The following is a 19,282-nucleotide window of genomic DNA, read 5'->3' as shown; positions in this document are numbered from 1 at the left end:
TCACTCCGTAGTGTGAGGCAGTGGCGCGCTCAGGCGCCCCATCAGATACGCATCGACAAGGACGCCCTGGCGCAGCATATAGCCACGCAGCCGCCCTTCGATCTCGAAGCCGGACTTGCGATACAGCGCGATGGCGGCATCGTTGTCGACGAACACCTTGAGTTCGAGCCGACGTAGGCCGAGCCAGTTGTCGGCCAGATCGATCACTTCGCCCACGAGGCGTGTGGCCACGCCGCGACGCCGCCGGTCGCCGTGTACGCCGACGCCGATCGCGCCGACGTGAGCCCGACGAGTCCTGCCGACCTCGATCTGGGCGTGGCCGATCAACTGCTCGCCCACCCAGGCGCCGATTTCGATGTGCTGCGGCGGACGCTTCTCGATCCACTCGCGCGTGGATTCCACCGAGTGAAAGGGTGTTTGTGGATCGCCGTGCGACATCGACGGCGCGTAGATCAACGCGTGCAACTGTTTGGCGTCGCGCACGCCAATCGCGCGCAGCGTGAGCGGCTCGCCCTGGTCCGAAGTTGAGTCGGTCGACATCTGTGCCTCCTTGTTGTTTTATGTCGTGCTGCACTTCCGCAATGCGTGACCACCTGGCCTGCGCGCCGCGCTACAACACAAGCTCGAACGACTTCACCAGCGCGCCTGGCAGTTGCATGCCGCCGGCCGCGCGTTGTCCCCACGTAGAGTCCGAGAGCAACAGTTCCGTACGTGCGCCCAGCGCTTCGAGACGTTCGCCAAAGAGGCCATAGAGGCTGTCGTCGAAGCGCATCGCGTCGACGGGCGCAACGATCTCGCCGTCCTCCACCCAGAAGGTCGCGAAGCGCGTCATGCCGGTCAGTCGACAATTCATGCGGTCCGAGAAGTTCACGTACCACAGGTTGCCGACATAAAGTCCGGTACCGAGGCGTGCGAGCACGTCGTCCTCGACGAGGTCGCCGCCGGCCATCGCAAGCGAGGTGGGCAGTTCCTCCGGCAGTGCGCCGTTCGGTTCGAGCCCGCACTCGCGCGCAGAACGCGCGCTCGTTAGCTGGCCAACGCTGCGACCCGCGTCTATCAGTGGCACGCTCTCGCGTAGATAGCCGTCGTCGTTGAAACCGGGTGCGATGCCAAGTTCAAGCGATTCCGCCAACGCCACGCGCGTGTCGAACGCGGACGCGCCGGTGTGGAGCTTGTAGAGTGGACTCATCGAGTTCGCCTGGGCACGCGCCGAAAAGCCATTCGAGGCCATCGATTCGACCAGCTCCGAAAGCGCCGCCGGTGCGAGCCAGGCGCGATAGCCGCCCGGCGTGAGCACGCGCGGCGTACGCAGCAACACGGGCAAGCGCGCAGCCGCCTCGCTCACCTTGCCCGCAAACACGACGTCGTCCCACGCGTCGCCCGCGTAGGTCGTCTTGATCGCGCGCCCGTTGGGCTGATAGAGGGACCAGCTGAAATTGAAATTCTCCACTTCGTACCAGCCGCGGCTACCCGAGGTCGAGGCGAAGCCGCGCAAGACCGTGCCGCCCGCGTAGAAGCCCACGAAATCGAGACCCTGCGCACACTGCGCGACGAGTTCGACGAGCGCTTGCGGCTCCGGCAGCCTGCCGCTGCGGTGCGTGCTGCGCGACCACGCCGTGCGATCGAACAGCACATGGGGATCGTCGGGCGCGTCCAGCAGGCTTTCGCGCAGCGCCGCGAGCGCTTTGTCCACATCACGCACGTCGGCGTGGGTGTCGCCGCTCAGGTCGAGCGTGAAATACGCCTGACGCGCACCGTTCACGAGCCGCAGTGTCAATCGCCCCTGCTCCACCTGACCGCTTTGCCGCACCTTGCCCGCGTTGAAGCGGATGAAATCCGACTGCTCGCCCGCAAACGAACTAAGCACGGTCTCGCCGGGTCGGCGCAGGCGCTCAATCGCGCCGGCGAGCGTCATGAAGCGCGCGTGCCAGTCGATCGCCTCGACGCCGCGCGGGAAAAGCATCTCAGTCATCACGCGCCTCCGAATACTTCGACGTTCGAAAACACGCAAGCGGGCGACGCATGACCCACACGGATCACCTGCGCGGGTTCACCCTTGCCGCACATTGGTGTGCCGTAGATTTCGCGCGTGGATGCATTGCCAACCGCGGCGAGGCTGCGCCAGAAGCTCGCGGAAACGCCACGATAGTTCGGACGCTTGACGACCTGCGTGAGGTTTCCGTTCTCGATCAACTGGCCGAATTCGCAGCCGAACTGGAACTTGTTGCGATGATCGTCGATGGACCAGGACGTGTTGGTTTTCATAAGGATGCCATGCTCGATGCCCGCGATCAGCACGTCGAGCGACGATTCACCGGGTTCAATGTTGAGGTTCGCCATGCGGTCGATGGGCGGCCGGTTCCAGTTGGATGCGCGCGAGTTCGCCACGCCAGGCAGTCCCGCCCGCTGCTGTGACAGCGCGCCGCCGAGCGGCCGTTCCAGCACGCCAGCACGAATCAGATATTGGCGGCTGGCTGCGCTGCCGTCGTCGTCGAACGCGTAGGCGGCAGCCTCTTCGCGCACATCCGGGTCGAAGGTCACGTTCAGCAATTCCGACCCGTACTGGTAGTGACCGAACATCTCCGGCTTCACGAAGCTCCAGCCCGCGAAATTGCGCTCGTCGCCGAGAATGCGGTCGAGTTCGAGTGGATGGCCAATCGATTCGTGAATTTGCAGCATCATCTGGTCGGGCATCAGCAGCAGGTCGCGGCGACCGCTGGGACAGTTCGGCGCGGCCAGCAGTTGCAGCGCCTCGTCGGCCACGCGCGCACCCGCGCCGTCAAAGCCGTAGCGCGCGAGGATTTCCATGCCGCCCTGCGCGAGCGTCCCATAGTGGCCCGCGAGCGTTCGCTCCTGGGTGTCGCCATCGCCGTGCGCGACTGCCGAAAGGCTCGGCATGAGAAAGCGCAACTGTTGATCGATGCGCACGCCATCGCTCGTCACGTAAAGCTGATCGCAGTGCGTCACCTGCATGCCGGCCACGCGCTGGACGATGCGCTCGCCCAGGTTTGCAGCCGCGCATTCGTGCGCGAGCCGTTCAAGCCATTCGCGCCGCGACGGCAGAGCGCCCTGTGCATTCGGTGACACATAGCTGCCGCTTTGCGTCGGCCGCGCAATCTCGCGATGGTCGATGAGCGTGTGTGCCGCGCTCGCCTGCGCACGTGCGGTGGCGATGTCGAGCGCGCGTTGCAGGCCGCTTGCCGAAAGATCCGCGGTCGCCGCATAGCCCGCGCCCGCACCGGCCCACGCCGTCACCATCGCGCCGCGCTCGCGTGCGGTGGAAAGCGGCAAGGCCACGTCGTTGCGCACGACGTGCTCGTCCTTGCGTTCGTCCACGAAACGCACCGACCAGAAATCGGCATCGCTGCGCAATGCGCGCGCGGCCGATGTCCAGAATTCTTCGATCATGCAATGTTCTCCTTGAGCGCTGCGGCGTTCTGCAGAATCGACGCCGCGAGCAACGACTGGGTATAGGGATGCGAAGGTGCGTCGAACACGTCGAGCGTGTCGCCGGTCTCCACGATCCGCCCCGATTTCATGACGACCACGCGGTGCGCCATTGCGCGGATCACGGCCAGATCATGCGTGATGAAAAGGTAGCTGAGCCCATACCTTTTCTGCAAACGCGTCAACAGGCCGAGCACTTGCTGCTGCACCGATACGTCGAGCGCACTCGTCGGCTCGTCCAGCACGATCAGTTCGGGCTCTACGGCAAGCGCGCGGGCGATCGCGATCCGCTGTCTCTGACCGCCCGAGAATTCGTGCGGATAACGCAGCAGCACGTCGGCGGACAAACCGACCTCCTGGAGCAGCTCGACGATACGCGCCCTGCGTTCAGGCGCATCGAGCTGGGGACGATGAATCCGCAACCCCTCGCCGACGATCTGCTCGATCGTCATGCGCGGCGAAAGCGAGCCAAACGGATCCTGGAACACGATCTGCATGCGCGCACACAGCGCACGCCAGGCCTTGCTGGACGATCGATATTCGCGCAGCGGCTTGCCGGCCACCTGGATGTCGCCGACCGTGGCCCGCTGCAAGCCGAGCACCGTCGAGGCGAGCGTCGACTTGCCGGAGCCGGATTCCCCGACGATGCCGAGCGTCTCGCCGCGGCGCAGCGTGAGATCGACTTCGTGCAGCGCGCGGAACGCCGTCCTGCCGAACAACGAACGCCAGCCTTTGGCGCTCGTTCGATAGTCGACCGCGAGCCCCTCGATCGACAGCACGTTCTGCGCATCGTCAGGCACGCTCTCGATTGCGCGACGCGGCTCACTGTCGAGCAATCGCTTCGTGTAGGGATGCTGCGGATTCGCGAACAGCGCCTCCGTCGTATTCGTTTCGACGAGCACGCCCTTCTCCATGACGGCGACGCGCTGCGCGAACCGCCGCACGAGATTCAGGTCATGCGTGATCAACAGCACGGCCATGCCGCGCTCCCGCGCCTCCTGCTCCTGCAAGCCGATCAGCAGGTCGACGATCTGCTGGCGCACTGTCACGTCGAGCGCCGTGGTCGGCTCGTCGGCCAGCAGCAGCCGCGGGCGGCACGCGAGCGCCATTGCGATCATCGCGCGCTGGCGCTGGCCGCCCGAGAGCTGATGCGGGTAGCTGTCGATGCGGCGTTCGGGCTCAGGAATACCCGTACGGCGCAACAGTTCGATGCCGCGCTCGCGCGCCGCGTTCGGGCGCAGCCCCTCGTGCAGCCGCAGGCTCTCCGCGATCTGCTGGCCCACCGTATAGAGCGGATTGAGCGCCGTCATCGGCTCCTGAAACACCATCGCGATATCGGCGCCGCGTACACCGCGCATCTGCTGTTCGCTCTTCGTCAGCAGGTCCTCTCCATCGAAGACGATGCGGCCCGTGTGCGTCGCATCGCGCACGAGGCGCAGCACCGACAGCGCCGTCACGCTCTTGCCCGAGCCCGATTCGCCGACGAGCGCGACACGCTCGCCACGGCCGATCGCGAGGTTGACGTCGAACACGCATTGCCTGTCGCCGAACGAGACGCAGAAATCTTCGATGCTGAGCAGCGGTTTGCAGTTTTCGCTCATTGGCCACCTCCGAACGCCGAGCCGCGGTTGCGCGTATCGAGCGCGTTGCGTAGCGCGTCGCCCATGAACGTCAGGAGCAGCAGCGTGGCGACGAGCGCGGAGAACACCGATACCGAGATCCACCAGGCGTCCAGATTGTTCTTGCCCTCCTGCAACAGCTCGCCGAGGCTCGGCGTGGGCGGCGGAACGCCGAGCCCGAGAAAGTCCAGGCTCGTCAATGAAAGGATCGCCGCGCTCATGCGAAACGGCAGGAACGTGATGACCGGTGTCAGGCTGTTCGGCAATATGTGACGCCAGATGATCTGCCAGTTCGAGAGTCCCATCGTGCGCGCGGCCTTCACATAGTCGAGCGCGCGGTTGCGCAGAAATTCCGCGCGCACGTAGTCGGACAACAGCAGCCAGCCGAACATCGACAGCAGGATGAACAGCAGCCAAAGCGTCGGCTCGAAGATCGAGGCGAAGATGATGAGCAGATAGAGGTCCGGCATCGACGACCAGATTTCGATCAGGCGCTGGCCGATGAGGTCGGTCCGTCCACCGTAGAAGCCCTGCAACGCGCCCGTCAACACGCCGAAGAACACGCCTGACAAGGTCAGCGCGATCGCCATCAGCACCGACACCCGAAAGCCGTAGAGCAACCGCGCGAGCACGTCGCGCCCGAACTGATCGGTGCCCAGCCAGTTCGCCGCGCTCGGCGGGGCCGGAAACGGCCGCTCGGCGAAATAGTCGATCGTGTCGTAGTAGTTGTGGTTCGGCGCATAGAGCGCGAAATTCCCCTTTGCCTCCAGGCGGGAGCGGATATACGGATCGAGATAGTTCGTCTTCGCGGGGAAATCACCGCCGAACTGCGTCTCCGGATACTCCTTCAGGATCGGGAAGTAGTAGTGCCCGTCGTAGCGCACGATCAGCGGCTTGTCGTTGGCGAGCAGTTCGCCGGCAAGGCTGACGACAAACAGCGCGACGAATATGATCAGGCTCCAGTAGCCGAGCTTCTGGCTCTTGAAGCGCAGCCACGTGCGTCGCCACGGCGAGACCGGCGCGGCCGGCGCCACGGGCGCCTCAGCGGTCCACGCTGTCGAATTGGATGCGGGGGTCGACGATGACATAGCAGACATCAGCAATGAGTTTGGTTAGAAGGCCGATCAGGGTGAAGAGAAACAGCGAGCCGAGCACCACCGGGTAGTCACGGCGAATCACCGAGTCATAAGACAGCTGGCCCATGCCGTCGAGCGAGAACAGCGTCTCGATCAGCAGGTTGCCGTTCAGGAACGCGCCGACGAAGGCAGCGGGCAGCCCTGTCAACAACGGAATGGCGGCGTTGCGCAGCACGTGCTTCCACAACACGTCGCGCTCGGGCGCGCCTTTGGCGCGCGCCGTCAGCACGTATTGCCGGCCGATCTCTTCGAGGAACGTGTTCTTCGTCAGTATCGTCACGATCGCGAAGTTGCCGACCACGGACGCCGTCACGGGCAGCACCATGTGCCAGACGTAATCGAGCACCTTGCCCACGGCAGACAGATCGGCGAAGTCGTCGGATGTGAGTCCGCGCATCGGAAAGAGCTGCCAGAACGTGCCGCCGCCGAAGAGCATCAGCAACAGCACGCCGAGCACGAATCCGGGAATCGCGTAGCCGACGAGGACGAGTACGCTCGTCACCGCATCGAAGCGCGAGCCGTTGCGCACGGCTTTGGCGATCCCGAGCGGCACGGACACCGCGTAAGTCAGCATCACGGTCCAGAGCCCGAGCGAAATGGAGACCGGCAACTTGCTGCGGATGACCTCCCACACGCTCTTGTGCTGGAAGTACGACTGGCCGAGATCGAACGTCGCGTAACTCTTCAACATCAGCAGGTAACGCGTGTGCGTCGGCTTGTCGAAGCCGAATTGCTTCTTGATCTGCTCGATCTGCTGCGGGTCGAGGCCCTGGTTGCCGTGATAGCCGCTGCCGCCGCCACCGCCGTCCGCACCCTGGCGCGACTGGCCGTGACGAAGCTGGGTCACCATCTGCTCCACCGGCCCGCCCGGCACGAACTGGGTCACGACGAAAGTCAGCGTGACGACACCGATGATCGTCGGCACCATCAACAGCAGACGTCTGAGAATGTAGGCGAACATGACGCTCCTCAATGCACTGCGGCGGTTGTCTGCGCCTGCGGTTTGCGATACCAGTAATTGATGACCCAGTCCTCGTATTGATACGTGATCGGTGTCACCTTCGGGAACCCGATGGTCGACTTGTAGCCGATCCGCGCGTTCGGCGGGTAGTAGTGCGGCACGAGGTAGTACTCGTTGATCAGTACGCGATCGAGCGCGCGCGTGGCCGTCTCGAGGTCATCGAGCGTGTCGGCAGAGATGGCTACGTGCACGAGTGTATCCACGGCCTTCGAGCGAATGCCCATGTAGTTTTCCGAACCGACCTGTGATGCAGCAGGGCTCGTGAAACGGCGTATTAGCTCCGGCCCCGGGATCGTGACGGGCGGATAAACGTACGTCGTCATGTCGTACTCGAAGTTGTCGAGTCGCTTCTGATAAAGCGCACTGTCGAGTTCGCGGAAGTAAGCGTGAATGCCCAACGTCTGCAGCGCCTGCGTGTAGGGGATGATGAGGCGGTCCATGCCCGGCTGGTTATCGATGATCTCGATCGTCATCGGCTTGCCGCTCGGATCGCGCAATGCGCCGTCGCGGTAGTGCCAGCCCGCGTCGGCGAGCAGGTCGCGCGCCTGCCGCAGGTTCTGCCGTAGCGAGCCGGGCGGCAGCGTGTTCGGCAGCTTGACCATCGGGCCGAACACCTCAGGAGGCAACGATGCGCGGAACGGCTCGAGCAGCTTCACCTCTTTCTCGCTGGGCATGCCGGTCGCACCGAACGGGCTGTCCTCCCAGAAGCTGTTCAGCCTGCGATACTGCCCGTAGAACATCATCCGGTTCATCCACTCGTAGTCGAATGCAAGCGCAAGCGCATGGCGAACCCGCCGGTCCTGGAATTGGGGCTTGCGTGTGTTGATGATGAAGCCCTGCATTTGCGCGGGGCCCTCTTCGAATTCACCCTTGTGAAGGAACCCCGACTTGAAGTTCTTGCCGACATATTTGCGCGCCCACTGGGTCGCACTGTATTCGACGCGCACATCCTCGTTGCCAGCCTTGAACGATTCGAGCATCGTGTACTGGTCGACATAGAGCTTGAACGTCACGCGCTCGAAGCGGAACATCCCACGCCGCGACGGCAGGTTTGCGGCCCAATAGTTCGAGTTGCGGCGATAGGTGATCTGCTTGTCGTTCTTACGCGACTCGATCAGATAAGCGCCGCTCGCAATAGGCGGATCGACGGACAGTTGATCGAACGGCAGGCGCTTGCCATCCTGTTGCATGCCCCACTTCGGCGAAAACACCGGCAGATCACCGGCGATCAACGGATTGGCTCTCGAGTTGTCGGCGAAGTCGAAGCGCACGGTCAGACGGTCGACCACCGTCGCACGCTTGATCTGCACGAACTGCGACGAAATCAACGGGGACGCCTGCGCGCTCTTGAGCGTATCGAACGAGTATTTGACGTCCTGTGCAGTGATCGGATCGCCGTTCGAGAAACGCGCCGCCGGATTGATGTGGAACGTCGCCGCGCGTCGGTCGGGCGCGATCAGTACATCGTCCGCGATCAGCGGATATTCGGCAGCCGGTTCGTCCCAGCTGCGTTGCATCAGCGTATCGAACATCAGGTTACGGATATCCGGCGCGGGCATTCCTCGAACGATGAACGGATTCGTCGAATCGTAGCTCTGGTTGTCGTTGTAGTTCTGAAAAGTCAATTCGCCGGTTGTCGGCGCGTCGGGATTCGCGTAATCGAAATGCGTGAAATCCGCCGGGTATTTCAGTTCGCCGAATTGCGCAATCGCCGGCGCGGCGGCGGCCGGCAACGCGATGGTCGCGCCGGTCGTCGCGAGCATCGCGGCGATCAGGGGCGTGACTATCGGCGCAAGCGGCGCAAGCGGCGCAAGCCGGCGCAACGAGCGAAACGTCAGAAATTTCATTGTGACTGTGCGTGTGCGTGTGCGCACGCCGGACCGAAGCCGGCGTGCCATTGATCGGATCGGGGCACAAGGCCGGGCGCGAGCCCGCCCGGTTGGCCTACTTCGACGCCATGAGCATCCACAGCCGGCCAAGGTCGGCGGAGCCGTCGGCCCCCTTGACCGCCCTGAAAGCCTGAATCGAGCGCGGCTTCTGTCCCGCCACGTAGTAGGCGATGCCCAGATGCAGCTGCGCCTGATCGGGATGGTCGAGGCCGCCCTTCGCGATCGCCGACTCCATCATCGCCAGTCCGTCTTTGGCGTGACCAGCGAACACGAGGTTGAACCCCTCGTCGACGGGCGCGACGGGATTCTCGGCATCGCTGCCCGCCTGCGCGCGCTTCGCCGCGAGCGCCTGCAGGCGCTTTTCGCGCTCCGCCTGCGCATCTTTGCCGAGCACGCCCGAGGCGAAGCCTTGATCGATGACCTGTTTCGCTTCAGCCGGCGTACCCGCCACGAGCGAAAGCTGCGTCATCTCCATGTAGTCATCCACCGAGCCGAACGCACCGTTGGCGCGCCGCAAGCGGTACACGTCGACGTCGAGCTTCGGCGAGAAGCCCGGCTTCGCGCGGATCGCCGAGAACAGGTTGTCCCAGTACGCCTGCCTCGGGTGGTAAGCGACCAGCGCCTCAAGTGCGGTGCGATAGGTCGCGTCGTCCTTGCTGCGTTGCGCGCATGTACTCAATAGCTGCAATTGCGACTCATCGGGTGCGTGGTCGGCGCGCACTTGCGCGTCGATCGCCGGCTTCAGTGCACCGATCACGCTCGTGCAGTCGTTCGACAGGTAGTACGACTGCACGAGCAGCTCCTTCATCTGCGGATCCCGGCCTCCCGCTTTCTCGTAACGCTGCGCGGTCGCGATCGCTCGCGCATAGTCGTGCTGCCGGAAGTAGATGCCTGCCAGTGTCGCACTCACACGCTGCTCGTCGTCGCCCTTCAACTGCCCGGTGCCGAACAGCGTCTGATACGCCTGGGCAGCCAACGCCTCGTCGCCGTCCGCCATCAACGTCGCGCCGCGCATTTCCTCGACCATGTAGATCTCGTACGGCGTTTTGTTCGGCACCGCCGCGGCTTGCGCGATCCTGGCAAGCGCGTCCTTGTACTTATGCGCCCGATAGAGATCCTGGGCCGCGCTGAGCGGCTTGCCGACGTCGGGACGCAGGGTGTCGGCCGCGGCCGGCAGCGCTGCCGCGGCGAAGACCACGCCGACGACGGCCGCCGACAACGCCTGGTTGAGCCGTCGATTGACTATCCTCATCACACCGTCCTCATTGCATGTACTGCTCGTTACCGACGAGCCCGATCTTTGTGGCGCCAACGCGCTGTGCCGACGCCATGACGGCCGCCACATCCTTGTAAGGTGCGAGCCTGTTCGGACGCAAATGAATCTCGGCCTGCACGGGCTCGGCCGCGACGTGCGCAAGCTTTGCCTCGAGCGCCGCCTGGTCCGGCACCAGCGTGCCGTTCCAGGTCGTCGTGCCGTCGAAATCGATGTCGATCTGCACGATTTCAGGCTGCGTGAGCGGCGGCGGCGGATTGCCGACCGGCAGATTCATCTTCACCGCATGCATCTGAATCGGAATCGTGATGATCAGCATGATCAACAACACCAGCATCACGTCGATGAGCGGCGTGGTGTTGATGTCCACCATCACTTCCGGGTCACCGCCAGCGCCGCCCGAAGGAACGTTCATTCCCATATTCGCCTCCTAGCCGCCGCGCGCGGGCGGCTCAGTTATAAACGACACTTTCGCGATGCCGGCACGTTCACAGCTCGTGATCACGCGGCCGATGAACTCGTAGCGCGTGTTCTGATCGCCGCGCACGTGGACCTCGGGCTGCGGCTGCATCATCGAGACGTCTTTCAGCCGCGACAGCAACGTCGCACTATCAACGTGCTTCTCGTTCCAGAAGAAGTCGCCGTCGCGATTGACCGCGATCTCGATGCTCGTCGGTGTCGTCTGTAGCGGCTGGATCGTCTCTTTCGGCAACTGCACCGGCACCGTATGCGTAACGACCGGGATCGTGATCAGGAAGATGATCAGCAACACCAGCATCACGTCGACGAGCGGCGTCGTATTGATAGCGGCGATGACGTCGTCGCTATCTTCGTTTTGCCCCACGCTCATGGCCATGATGGACCTCGCTCAGGCTTCAGACTGCCGGTTACGGGGCGGTCGCGGCGGAACGCACCGCGACAGGACGGGCGGAACGCTTGCTGCCGGCCAGCAGCACGGCATGGAGTTGGGCGCCGAACGCACGGACGCGCTCCATCACCGACTTGTTGCGGCGAACGAGGAAGTTGTAGCCGAGCACGGCCGGCACCGCGACGCCAAGACCGATGGCGGTCATGATCAGCGCTTCGCCGACGGGGCCCGCCACCTTGTCGATCGAGGCCTGGCCCGCGATGCCGATTGCGGTCAGCGCGTGATAGATACCCCAGACGGTGCCGAACAGACCGATGAAAGGGGCCGTCGAGCCGACTGTCGCGAGGAACGCGAGACCGTCTTGCATACGGTTCGACACGTTCGTGATCGCACGCTCCACCGAGACGTCGATCCATGTGTTGCGGTCGACGGCTTCGAGCAGTGCCTCATCGTGATGCTGGCCTGCCTCGATCGCCGTCTCTGCGATGAAGCGGAACGGCGATGACTCATCGAGCTGCTGGGCGCCTTCGGCGAGCGACGGCGCGCTCCACAATTGCTCGTCGGCATGCTTCGCGCGGCGGTTGGCACGAAACTGCTCGAAGAACTTCGTGACCATGATGTACCAGCTGCCCATCGACATGATGACGAGCAGAAGCAGCACGAAGCGCGCGACGAAGTCGCCGTTCTTCCACAGTGCGCCGAGACCGTAGGGGTTCTCGACGGATTGCGTCGCCGCCGGCGCGGGCGGCGGTGCCGGCTCGTCGGCTGCGGTAGCGGACGCGTTCATCTGCGGTGCTGCTACGGCGGGCGCGGCGGAGGCGGCTACGCTTGCCTGAGCATGCGCGAGTTGCGGTGCCACGAGGGTATTCACCGCGGTGGCGGCGAGCAGGAGGCTGGTTGCCACGGCGGCGACGGAACGCTTATTCATGTTGAGCTCCAGTTCAATCGTTGAACTTTAGAAATCGGGTTAAACCGCCGGTGCAGGCTTTCGTTGCCTGCACCGCGGGCGCAGCGGGCGCGGTTTGCTATATGTCGGGTCAATTGAGGTTGAACGAGAAAGGCACCTGCACGCGCACGGCCTGGCCTTGCGCGATGCAGTTGAACCGCTTGACGGCCTTGTATGCCGCTTCGTCCAGGCTGTCGTGGTCCGACGACTTGGCTACGCGAACGTTGCCGAGGTGTCCTTCCGGATCGACGGTAAATTCGATCAACACATCGCCGGTATCGCCGTTCTCCTGCGCTTCCTTCGGATAGGCGATCGAGCTGCGGATCTGATCGGAGTTCGGGCAGACGACGCCGACTTCCGTGCGCACGGGCGCAGCAGCCTTGACGGGCGGCGCAGGCGGTGCGGGTGGTGCCGTCACGGGCGCGGACTGCACCGGCGTGGCCGTGTGCGCAATCGTCGGCTGAGGCGGCGCTTGCACCGGCACTTCGGGCGGCGGCACGAAGGGCGGCGGTGGCGGCGCAAATTTGGGCGGCGGAAGCTTCACCTCTGGCAGGGGTGGCGGAGGCGGCGGCTTGACCGGCTCGATGATCTTCGTTTCGATGGGATGCTGAATGACTTGCACGACCTTGGTCGCGAGGCCGTTGAGCAGCGCATAGACCAGCACGATGTGCAGGACGATGACGACTGCGATGCCGCCGAAGCGGCGAACCGGATTTTGTTGCTTGCGCCCGAATTCGCGCGGGCGGCCGGGCCTCGCGACCCCGCTCGCGTTCACGGCTGATGTCGCAGTCATGCTTGCTTCTACTTTCATACCTTCGATCCTCGCAGCGTGATTCACCTGTTCCGTGTTCGAGGCGCTGTCGCGACTCGAACCGCGGATGAGGCTGTTCACAAGGGATTTCTTGCCACTGCCATTACTCGCGGGCCGGCGCATGACCGTGCGTCGCACGGTCGGGCGCCGGCCTGCCACGATCAGAAGCGATAAGTCGCGCCCACCTGGAAGAAGCGGCCCAGGTCCGTGTACAGCGATTGGTCATAACCCGTGATGTCAGGAGTCGACTGCCACTCGACGTCGAACGGCGGCTTCCTGTCGAACAGGTTCTGGATACCGCCATAAATGGTCCAGTGCTTGAAGCCGCGATAGGTGGCCACCAGGTTGAACTGGCTGTACGAGGCAACCGACAGCGTGCCGCCATCGCCGAACTCGGCCGCAACCGCGTTCGTGTAGGGGCCCGTGTACTGCCACGTGAGCGTGGTGGTCAGTTGGCGGTAATCCCAGCTCAGGCTCGTATTGCCCTTCCAGCGCGGGTTGCTCGCGCCGAACGGCTGCAGCAGCGCCAGGTTGTTGCCCGCGAAGTCTTGAGTCTCGCCACCGCTCTTCAGCTTGAAGTGCCAGACGTAGGCCCAGTCTCCCGACAGCGTGAACGTGCCGTACTTCGTGCCCACGCTCTTGCGGAAATCGAGGTCGAAGCCGTCCGTATCGAGCGAGCCCAGGTTCTGGAACGGCATTTTGATGTAGCGAATGGTGCCGTCCGGGTTACGCACGACGAAATTCGGATCGTTCGCCTGCAGAATCGCATTCGGATCGGGCGTGCCGATGACGCTGTCGATGTGCACCTTGTAGAAGGCCGCACCAAAGTCCGTCGTCGCGTCCGGCGACAGCGTAAAGCCGATGTTGTAGTTCTTGGTGTGCTCAGGCTGCAGGTTCGGGTTGCCGGTCGTCTGCTCCGTCGTGAAGTGTTTGGTGGGCACGCCGCTCGGATCGTTCGGGTCCACCAGGTTCTGGTGGGCCAGATAGACCGATTGCGCGTTCTCGACCGCCGTCGGCGCGCGGAATCCGCGGCTGTACGACGCGTACGCCGTCAGCATGCGAATCGGCTGGAAGCGCAGCGCGAAGCTCGGCGAGAAGGCGCCGCCGAAATCGCTGTAGTGGTCGTAACGCCCCGATTGCGTGAACGTCAGATTGCGGATGATCGGAATGTCGACCTGATAGAAGGCGGCCGCGACGTTACGCTCGCCGTCCACGGACTGCACGTTCGCAGGTGCCGTGATGCCTTGCGTCGCATAGGTCTGCGAGTTGATGACCGTCGACTCGTGACGGAACTCAGTGCCGACACCGAGGCCGACGCCGCCGGCCGGCAGCGTGAACAGACTGGTCGTCGAGGCCTTCGCGAGCACCTGGTCAAGCTTCGTGATCGACAGCTGGTTGTCATCCTGGAACACGCCGTTCAGGCCATTTGGCGTGGAACCCGGGTTCGAGAAGTTGTAGGTGCCGTTCGCGAGCATGTTCTCAAGGCCAGCCACATTTAGCTGGTTGCTGAAGGTGCTTGCGACGGTGCTTTGCGAATGGGCGTACTCTGCCGACCAATCCCAGTTGCCGAACTTCGCGGTGTCGAACGAACCCTTGACGCCCGTGTTGGCCATCAGGAACGTCGAGGTTGTATCGGTGACTCGTTTGTTGTCCGGGAACGTCAGGTTGATCCGCGTAGGAACGCCGAAGGGGTTGAACGGGTTCGAAGCCGAGACGGTGCGCCCGACCGGCGAGACCGTGCCCGTCGACGGGTCGAACACGTTGGTCTGGCTGCTGAGCGACGCCGGACCGTTCAACTGCACGGTTTCATTGCGGCTCGCCCAGAAACCCGCATAGGCTTCGGTGGTGTCGTCAATCTTGAACGTGCCTCGCACCTTTGCGTTCAGGCGTGTCGTTGACGGGATCAGCGACGTGCTGTTCGCCACGTTGTACGTACACGACTGGCCGCCCGTCGCCGTCGCGTTGCTGCCCGGCGGACACGGATTGAACGCCTGATGGGTGCCGTCCGCGAGCTGCCAGTACGACTGCTGGTTCGGACCTAACGGTGCCGCGTTACCGCCCGGGAACTGCGTGAAGTCCTGGTTTTTGGTCATGTCGCGGTCGGCGAGCGTCGAGCCGCTGTCGCGGTAGTAGCTCGCGGCCGCCGTGATGTTCCAGCGGTCGGACGTCAGGTTGCCGAGACCGCCCAGGACGCTGAAGGTACCTTGAGCGTTACCCGGATGCTGGGCCTTGCCAAGCTGGCCGTCGATCTGCAAGCCCTCGAAGTTCTTCTTCGTGATGATGTTCACGACACCCGCGATCGCGTCGGAACCGTACACGGACACTGCGCCCGTCTTCACGATTTCGATGCGCTCCACGATGTTCATCGGGATCGTGTTGATGTCGAAGAACGTGTCGGTGAAGTTGACGGGCTGTGCGTAGTTGGCCACACGCTGCCCGTCGATGAGCACGAGCGTGTACTTTTCGCTGAGGCCGCGCAGCGCAAGGCCCGCGCCACCGGGGGCCGAGCTCTGAGCCGTCGATTGCGACCAGCTGCTTGCGGAGTTGACCGCTGTGCCGCGCAGGAAGTCGGCCACGGTTGTGTAGCCGCTTTGCTGAATTTCTTTCGCGGTGATGACTTGAACCTCAGTGCGGCCTTGTTTGTCTGCGCTGCGGATCAGAGAACCTGTCACCTCGAACTTCTGCAACTGCTTCACCGAGGTCGTTCCCGCCGCGGCGCCCGATGCTGCGGTCGGTGCGGCGGCCGCCGCATTCGCGTCTTGCCCATCCTTCTGAGCGGAGACCGTGTCAGTTTTCGTCGCCGCCGCGGTTGCTGCCGGCTGAACCTGTGCAAACGCCGTGGTACCAAGCGCAGCTGTCAGCGCAATCTCTGCCCACACTATTTTCCGTATGGCAGATCCCAAAACCGTGAGTTTCATTTTTTCCCTTCGTGTGTCATTGACCCAAGTCGACATGCCAGAGAACACCTTTGGCACTTTCCCCCGTGCGGCACCCGTCCGAGACCGCCCCGTTACTTCATGACCCCCGCATACCACCGACTATGCGAACGCCAAAGTCATCCCATATCCAATTCGGTGATCAACGAGGATGACAAAATGTCCTGATTCTTGTCACAAGAAGTTTCAGGCAAAGCGAATCCCCAGCCATCGTTCGCAGGGATACGATGGATCCTTTTGTATTCACACATATTCATACACTTAGGAGAATCGAATGTATGAAACGAAGATGCGCCGCGAATGCGGCAAAACTAACAATGGTTAAAACAATCTCGGCGAACCTACCCAGACAATCACGGTTTCTTCGGTAGCCGCATTGGCCCAGCCGTGTGGGACCGTCGACTCGAAGTGCGCGCTGTCACCCGGACCAAGCATAAACGTACGACCCTCCAGGCTCAGCGAAACCCGACCGCTGAGTACATAGAGAAACTCCTCTCCGGCATGTGTCGTCACTTCCGACGGCGGCTGACCAGCAGGCATTCGGACGAGAATCGCGTCAAGCTGCCTGCCGACCGCTGCATTGGTGAGGCGAGCAAACTGATTCGCCGAGTCGGCAAAGCTGAAGTACTGCCCTTCGTCTGCGCGGCGCACGGACTTCGCTTCGGTCGGCGTTTCGACGAAGTACTGCATTGTTACTCCAAGCGCTTGCGCAATACCGGCCAATGACGAAATGGACGGTGTCGCCTGCCCTCGCTCGACCTGGGAAAGGAACGGCTTCGAGATTCCGGCCGCCGTTGCAGTTTCGTCCAAGGTACGCTCGAGTCGCTTGCGCAGCGCTCTTATCTTGCTGCCCATCACAAGAGGGGCGTTGCTTTTTCTGTCATCACGTTTCATGTATGTAACCAAAGATATCAGTAAAAAAACAGCGTCAAAATTTGTTTGATGACAGCAAAATATTTTTTCTTTTAGGCCACGCTACGCCAATGCGCCGCATTGGTGCTTGCACTCATTTCACTTCAGCGCGTCGCTCGAGCTTTGAAGGTAAAAGCGGCATTGCGCCCCCGGCTGATCAAGATTGCTTTGTTTATCAAATGAGTAGCGTCGCCGGGCGGCAGCCGAAATAAAAACGTTGGTTGAGAAAACCTGAAGCTCCAGCTTTCGGAAATTCGCCGCCTTGGCGCAACGACCTTATACACAATTCCCCTAAATGCATCGCATTGGGGATTTCGCACCAAAAAAGTCATGGCGTTCTCTATGCACAGAACGTCGCTTTAGATTACTTCCTCTAGTCGACCCTTCTTGCTGGTTTTGGTAATTAGATAGCTAGCACCCCCGGTTCGAGCCGAACGGCGGCGTAGAATCATGGTGCGAACACCGCCGGCGTGGACAAGTTTAGTGGAATCGAGCTTCACCCAAAAAAATAGGAGCGGAATCGTGCATGGCTTGTCGTTGAGGAACTGAAGTGGGCCAGCGTAAAAGCCCTTCACAAGATGAACGAACGAGCTATGCAACGGCATCGCTATTGATCGTCGCAGCAAGAACCTCCTGGCTGTGCAGTTACTGCGTGGCCACACAAACTGGCAAGTACGGTGCGCTACCTCGGCATCGAGGTAGACGACGCACCTGAAATGGCAGAACAGACTGCGCAGTAGGATGATGGCCCGTCAGCGAGGGGACGCTGACCGGCTACTTTCAGAGATTCACGACGCCCCGCGGATTGTTGATAATCCGCAAATCGACATTGACGGCATTTTCTTCGAAAGGCAACATGCTTCAATGAACTCCGACGCGCTCAATGTCATCACGTGCACCGTTGTACACAGCCTTTTCCAACGGCCCCGCGAATCATGACGGGGTCGCGTCTTTTACGCCGCTCCGAATTGCGTTGGCGCAAATAGGAATGATTGCATGCATGACAGAGTACGTGTTTCCGTTCTCGGTGACGTTGCCGACGTGCCGTTTTGGCCGCTCGAATCAAGGAGCGTTGCGTGCTGACGATACGAAAAGCGAATCGCGATGACGCGTTCGACGCGTGGGATATCCGTAAAACATCGGTGCATGCTGCGTGCGCTGAGCACTATCCCAGAGCGGCCCTGTCGGCCTGGGTCGATGGCTCGCCAGGCGACAAATGGGTTAGCGTTGTCGAACGTGACTTCTATGTCGCCGTCGATCGGGGATCGGTTGTCGGAACAGGGATGCTTACGCTCGCAAGCGGGCAAGTCGACGCGATCTTCGTCCGGCCGTCTCATATGGGTCGCGGCACTGGACGTAAGATGCTGGATTTTCTTCAGGCGTTGGCCGCCGGGCACGGCCTTGACGCAATGCGGCTCGATGCGACGCTGAACGCGGTACCGTTCTATCGTAATTGTGGCTGGTCGGGCGATTCGGTTTCAACGTACCGTACCGCGCGCGGACTGGAATTGGCTTGCGTGCCAATGACGAAGCTTGTCATCGTGGGTGGCTAAGGTGCCGCTCTTGGCCGACGACTGTTGCCCGCATGGGCCAATAGTCGGCGGCGGATTCAACCGGTCGATGCATGTTTCTAATTCGTCGACATATGAACAAACCTCGACGGGAACCTGAGATGCTGCAGCGGCCGACAGAAATCCAGATTGAATCAACCCGGCTCCTGATTAAACCGTTCACGGCCAGCGACGCCGATGCCACGTTCGCATGCATCACCCCTTCGCTCACCCGTCACATGGCCTGGGAGACGCCGGCATCCCGGCAAGGCTTCGACGAGGTCTGGCAGTCGTGGATACCGTCGATAGACGACGGGTCAGACTATGTATTCGCGATACGGCACCGTGCAGACGGGAGTTTTCTTGGGTTGGCCGGACTCCACCGCGTACGCATGGAGAGCCCGGAACTCGGCATCTGGATTCGTGAAGATCGTCATCGAAATGGCTTCGGCCGCGAGGCCGTAACCGCTGTTGCCCAATGGGCAACGCGAACCATTGGCTGTGCAAGCTTCACCTATCCGGTCGCAGAAGAGAACCGCTCGAGCCGGCACATTGCCGAATCGTTAGGCGGCGTCATCGTGGAAAGCCGCGTGACGCCAAAGTACACATCCTGCGTTTACCGAATTCCACGCCGGCCAGTCACAAACCAGGTGTAAGCGGTTCGGCCTTCAGATTGGCATTCTTCGGCACAGATGTCGCTCGGCTTTGTGTTGCAAGCCGATGTTTGATACGTTTTCAACAATCTCCGTAAGCGGCCAGCAAACCCGTCTTGGCGAACTGAACTAGCGGATGGGATCCGCCGGTTGCCAGCGATGAGGCAGCAATGCTGCGATGTCGCTGGCCTTTTGAGTCGGCAATCGGGTGAGAACGTCCT

General features: G+C 62.2%; 16 protein-coding genes and 1 pseudogene. 3 read left to right on the top strand and 14 right to left on the bottom strand.

Annotated features, from left to right (window positions below; all coding sequences use genetic code 11):
* From AB3X96_RS35145 to AB3X96_RS35080, 14 genes are all read right to left on the bottom strand, one after another.
* Positions 1-540 carry a GNAT family N-acetyltransferase gene (locus tag AB3X96_RS35145; RefSeq protein ID WP_368593322.1) on the bottom strand — a complete coding sequence of 180 codons (540 nt, stop codon included), beginning with the start codon at positions 538-540 and terminating at the stop codon, positions 1-3.
* Between the two features lie 70 nt (positions 541-610).
* On the bottom strand, positions 611-1,972 hold the full coding sequence (locus tag AB3X96_RS35140) for a TldD/PmbA family protein (protein WP_368593321.1): 1,362 nt from the start codon (positions 1,970-1,972) through the stop codon (positions 611-613).
* The gene (locus AB3X96_RS35135) at positions 1,972-3,408 is read right to left on the bottom strand and encodes a TldD/PmbA family protein (protein ID WP_368593320.1); all 1,437 of its coding nucleotides are present in this window, start codon (positions 3,406-3,408) and stop codon (positions 1,972-1,974) included. Before AB3X96_RS35135 ends, AB3X96_RS35140 begins: the two co-directional genes overlap by 1 nt.
* Positions 3,405-5,048, bottom strand: a complete 1,644-nt coding sequence (locus tag AB3X96_RS35130; protein WP_368593319.1) for an ABC transporter ATP-binding protein — start codon at positions 5,046-5,048, stop codon at positions 3,405-3,407. The genes AB3X96_RS35135 and AB3X96_RS35130 overlap by 4 nt, the downstream gene beginning before the upstream one ends.
* Positions 5,045-6,154: an ABC transporter permease gene (locus tag AB3X96_RS35125; RefSeq protein WP_368593318.1), complete on the bottom strand. Its 1,110-nt coding sequence runs from the start codon at positions 6,152-6,154 to the stop codon at positions 5,045-5,047. The genes AB3X96_RS35130 and AB3X96_RS35125 overlap by 4 nt, the downstream gene beginning before the upstream one ends.
* Positions 6,108-7,163, bottom strand: coding sequence for a microcin C ABC transporter permease YejB (locus AB3X96_RS35120; RefSeq protein ID WP_368593317.1), 1,056 nt, complete (start codon positions 7,161-7,163; stop codon positions 6,108-6,110). Before AB3X96_RS35120 ends, AB3X96_RS35125 begins: the two co-directional genes overlap by 47 nt.
* Positions 7,164-7,171: 8 nt before the next feature.
* A complete protein-coding gene (locus AB3X96_RS35115; protein WP_368593316.1) occupies positions 7,172-9,070 on the bottom strand; it encodes an extracellular solute-binding protein in 1,899 nt (632 codons plus the stop codon).
* A gap of 97 nt (positions 9,071-9,167) precedes the next feature.
* Positions 9,168-10,364 carry a tetratricopeptide repeat protein gene (locus AB3X96_RS35110; protein ID WP_368593315.1) on the bottom strand — a complete coding sequence of 399 codons (1,197 nt, stop codon included), beginning with the start codon at positions 10,362-10,364 and terminating at the stop codon, positions 9,168-9,170.
* Positions 10,365-10,374: 10 nt separating this feature from the next.
* Positions 10,375-10,806 (bottom strand): ExbD/TolR family protein, encoded by a 432-nt coding sequence (locus AB3X96_RS35105; RefSeq protein ID WP_368593314.1) that lies wholly within the window; start codon positions 10,804-10,806, stop codon positions 10,375-10,377.
* 9 nt (positions 10,807-10,815) lie between these two features.
* A complete protein-coding gene (locus tag AB3X96_RS35100; RefSeq protein ID WP_176126190.1) occupies positions 10,816-11,241 on the bottom strand; it encodes a biopolymer transporter ExbD in 426 nt (141 codons plus the stop codon).
* Between the two features lie 31 nt (positions 11,242-11,272).
* On the bottom strand, positions 11,273-12,181 hold the full coding sequence (locus tag AB3X96_RS35095; protein WP_368593313.1) for a MotA/TolQ/ExbB proton channel family protein: 909 nt from the start codon (positions 12,179-12,181) through the stop codon (positions 11,273-11,275).
* A 109-nt stretch (positions 12,182-12,290) separates the two neighbouring features.
* Positions 12,291-13,010 carry an energy transducer TonB gene (locus AB3X96_RS35090; protein WP_368593312.1) on the bottom strand — a complete coding sequence of 240 codons (720 nt, stop codon included), beginning with the start codon at positions 13,008-13,010 and terminating at the stop codon, positions 12,291-12,293.
* Positions 13,011-13,171: 161 nt separating this feature from the next.
* On the bottom strand, positions 13,172-15,928 hold the full coding sequence (locus AB3X96_RS35085) for a TonB-dependent receptor (RefSeq protein ID WP_368593311.1): 2,757 nt from the start codon (positions 15,926-15,928) through the stop codon (positions 13,172-13,174).
* Positions 15,929-16,267: 339 nt separating this feature from the next.
* Positions 16,268-16,840, bottom strand: a complete 573-nt coding sequence (locus AB3X96_RS35080) for a helix-turn-helix domain-containing protein (RefSeq protein WP_368593310.1) — start codon at positions 16,838-16,840, stop codon at positions 16,268-16,270.
* A 627-nt stretch (positions 16,841-17,467) separates the two neighbouring features.
* Here AB3X96_RS35080 and AB3X96_RS35075 point away from each other — a divergent pair.
* From AB3X96_RS35075 to AB3X96_RS35065, 3 genes and pseudogenes are all read left to right on the top strand, one after another.
* Positions 17,468-17,598 (top strand): annotated as a pseudogene (locus tag AB3X96_RS35075) (integrase); the annotation flags it as partial.
* 336 nt (positions 17,599-17,934) lie between these two features.
* The gene (locus AB3X96_RS35070; RefSeq protein WP_368593309.1) at positions 17,935-18,411 is read left to right on the top strand and encodes a GNAT family N-acetyltransferase; all 477 of its coding nucleotides are present in this window, start codon (positions 17,935-17,937) and stop codon (positions 18,409-18,411) included.
* Between the two features lie 119 nt (positions 18,412-18,530).
* Positions 18,531-19,064, top strand: coding sequence for a GNAT family N-acetyltransferase (locus AB3X96_RS35065; protein ID WP_368593308.1), 534 nt, complete (start codon positions 18,531-18,533; stop codon positions 19,062-19,064).
* Positions 19,065-19,282: the final 218 nt, after the last annotated feature.

Origin of the sequence: Paraburkholderia sp. BR13439 (assembly GCF_040948805.1) — a bacterium.
Lineage (GTDB): Bacteria > Pseudomonadota > Gammaproteobacteria > Burkholderiales > Burkholderiaceae > Paraburkholderia > Paraburkholderia youngii.
Note: the sequence above shows the minus strand (reverse complement) of the source record. Positions and strands in the feature narration are given on the sequence as shown.

What these genes read in the sequence shown, in the direction of transcription:
- AB3X96_RS35100 (WP_176126190.1), bottom strand. Translation starts at nt 11,241, where the DNA reads ATGGCCATGAGCGTGGGGCAAAACGAAGATAGCGACGACGTCATCGCC.
- AB3X96_RS35085 (WP_368593311.1), bottom strand. Translation starts at nt 15,928, where the DNA reads ATGAAACTCACGGTTTTGGGATCTGCCATACGGAAAATAGTGTGGGCA.
- AB3X96_RS35120 (WP_368593317.1), bottom strand. Translation starts at nt 7,163, where the DNA reads ATGTTCGCCTACATTCTCAGACGTCTGCTGTTGATGGTGCCGACGATC.
- AB3X96_RS35130 (WP_368593319.1), bottom strand. Translation starts at nt 5,048, where the DNA reads ATGAGCGAAAACTGCAAACCGCTGCTCAGCATCGAAGATTTCTGCGTC.
- AB3X96_RS35090 (WP_368593312.1), bottom strand. Translation starts at nt 13,010, where the DNA reads ATGAAAGTAGAAGCAAGCATGACTGCGACATCAGCCGTGAACGCGAGC.
- AB3X96_RS35125 (WP_368593318.1), bottom strand. Translation starts at nt 6,154, where the DNA reads ATGTCATCGTCGACCCCCGCATCCAATTCGACAGCGTGGACCGCTGAG.
- AB3X96_RS35065 (WP_368593308.1), top strand. Translation starts at nt 18,531, where the DNA reads ATGCTGCAGCGGCCGACAGAAATCCAGATTGAATCAACCCGGCTCCTG.
- AB3X96_RS35135 (WP_368593320.1), bottom strand. Translation starts at nt 3,408, where the DNA reads ATGATCGAAGAATTCTGGACATCGGCCGCGCGCGCATTGCGCAGCGAT.
- AB3X96_RS35145 (WP_368593322.1), bottom strand. Translation starts at nt 540, where the DNA reads ATGTCGACCGACTCAACTTCGGACCAGGGCGAGCCGCTCACGCTGCGC.
- AB3X96_RS35095 (WP_368593313.1), bottom strand. Translation starts at nt 12,181, where the DNA reads ATGAATAAGCGTTCCGTCGCCGCCGTGGCAACCAGCCTCCTGCTCGCC.
- AB3X96_RS35080 (WP_368593310.1), bottom strand. Translation starts at nt 16,840, where the DNA reads ATGAAACGTGATGACAGAAAAAGCAACGCCCCTCTTGTGATGGGCAGC.
- AB3X96_RS35115 (WP_368593316.1), bottom strand. Translation starts at nt 9,070, where the DNA reads ATGAAATTTCTGACGTTTCGCTCGTTGCGCCGGCTTGCGCCGCTTGCG.
- AB3X96_RS35105 (WP_368593314.1), bottom strand. Translation starts at nt 10,806, where the DNA reads ATGGGAATGAACGTTCCTTCGGGCGGCGCTGGCGGTGACCCGGAAGTG.
- AB3X96_RS35110 (WP_368593315.1), bottom strand. Translation starts at nt 10,364, where the DNA reads ATGAGGATAGTCAATCGACGGCTCAACCAGGCGTTGTCGGCGGCCGTC.
- AB3X96_RS35140 (WP_368593321.1), bottom strand. Translation starts at nt 1,972, where the DNA reads ATGACTGAGATGCTTTTCCCGCGCGGCGTCGAGGCGATCGACTGGCAC.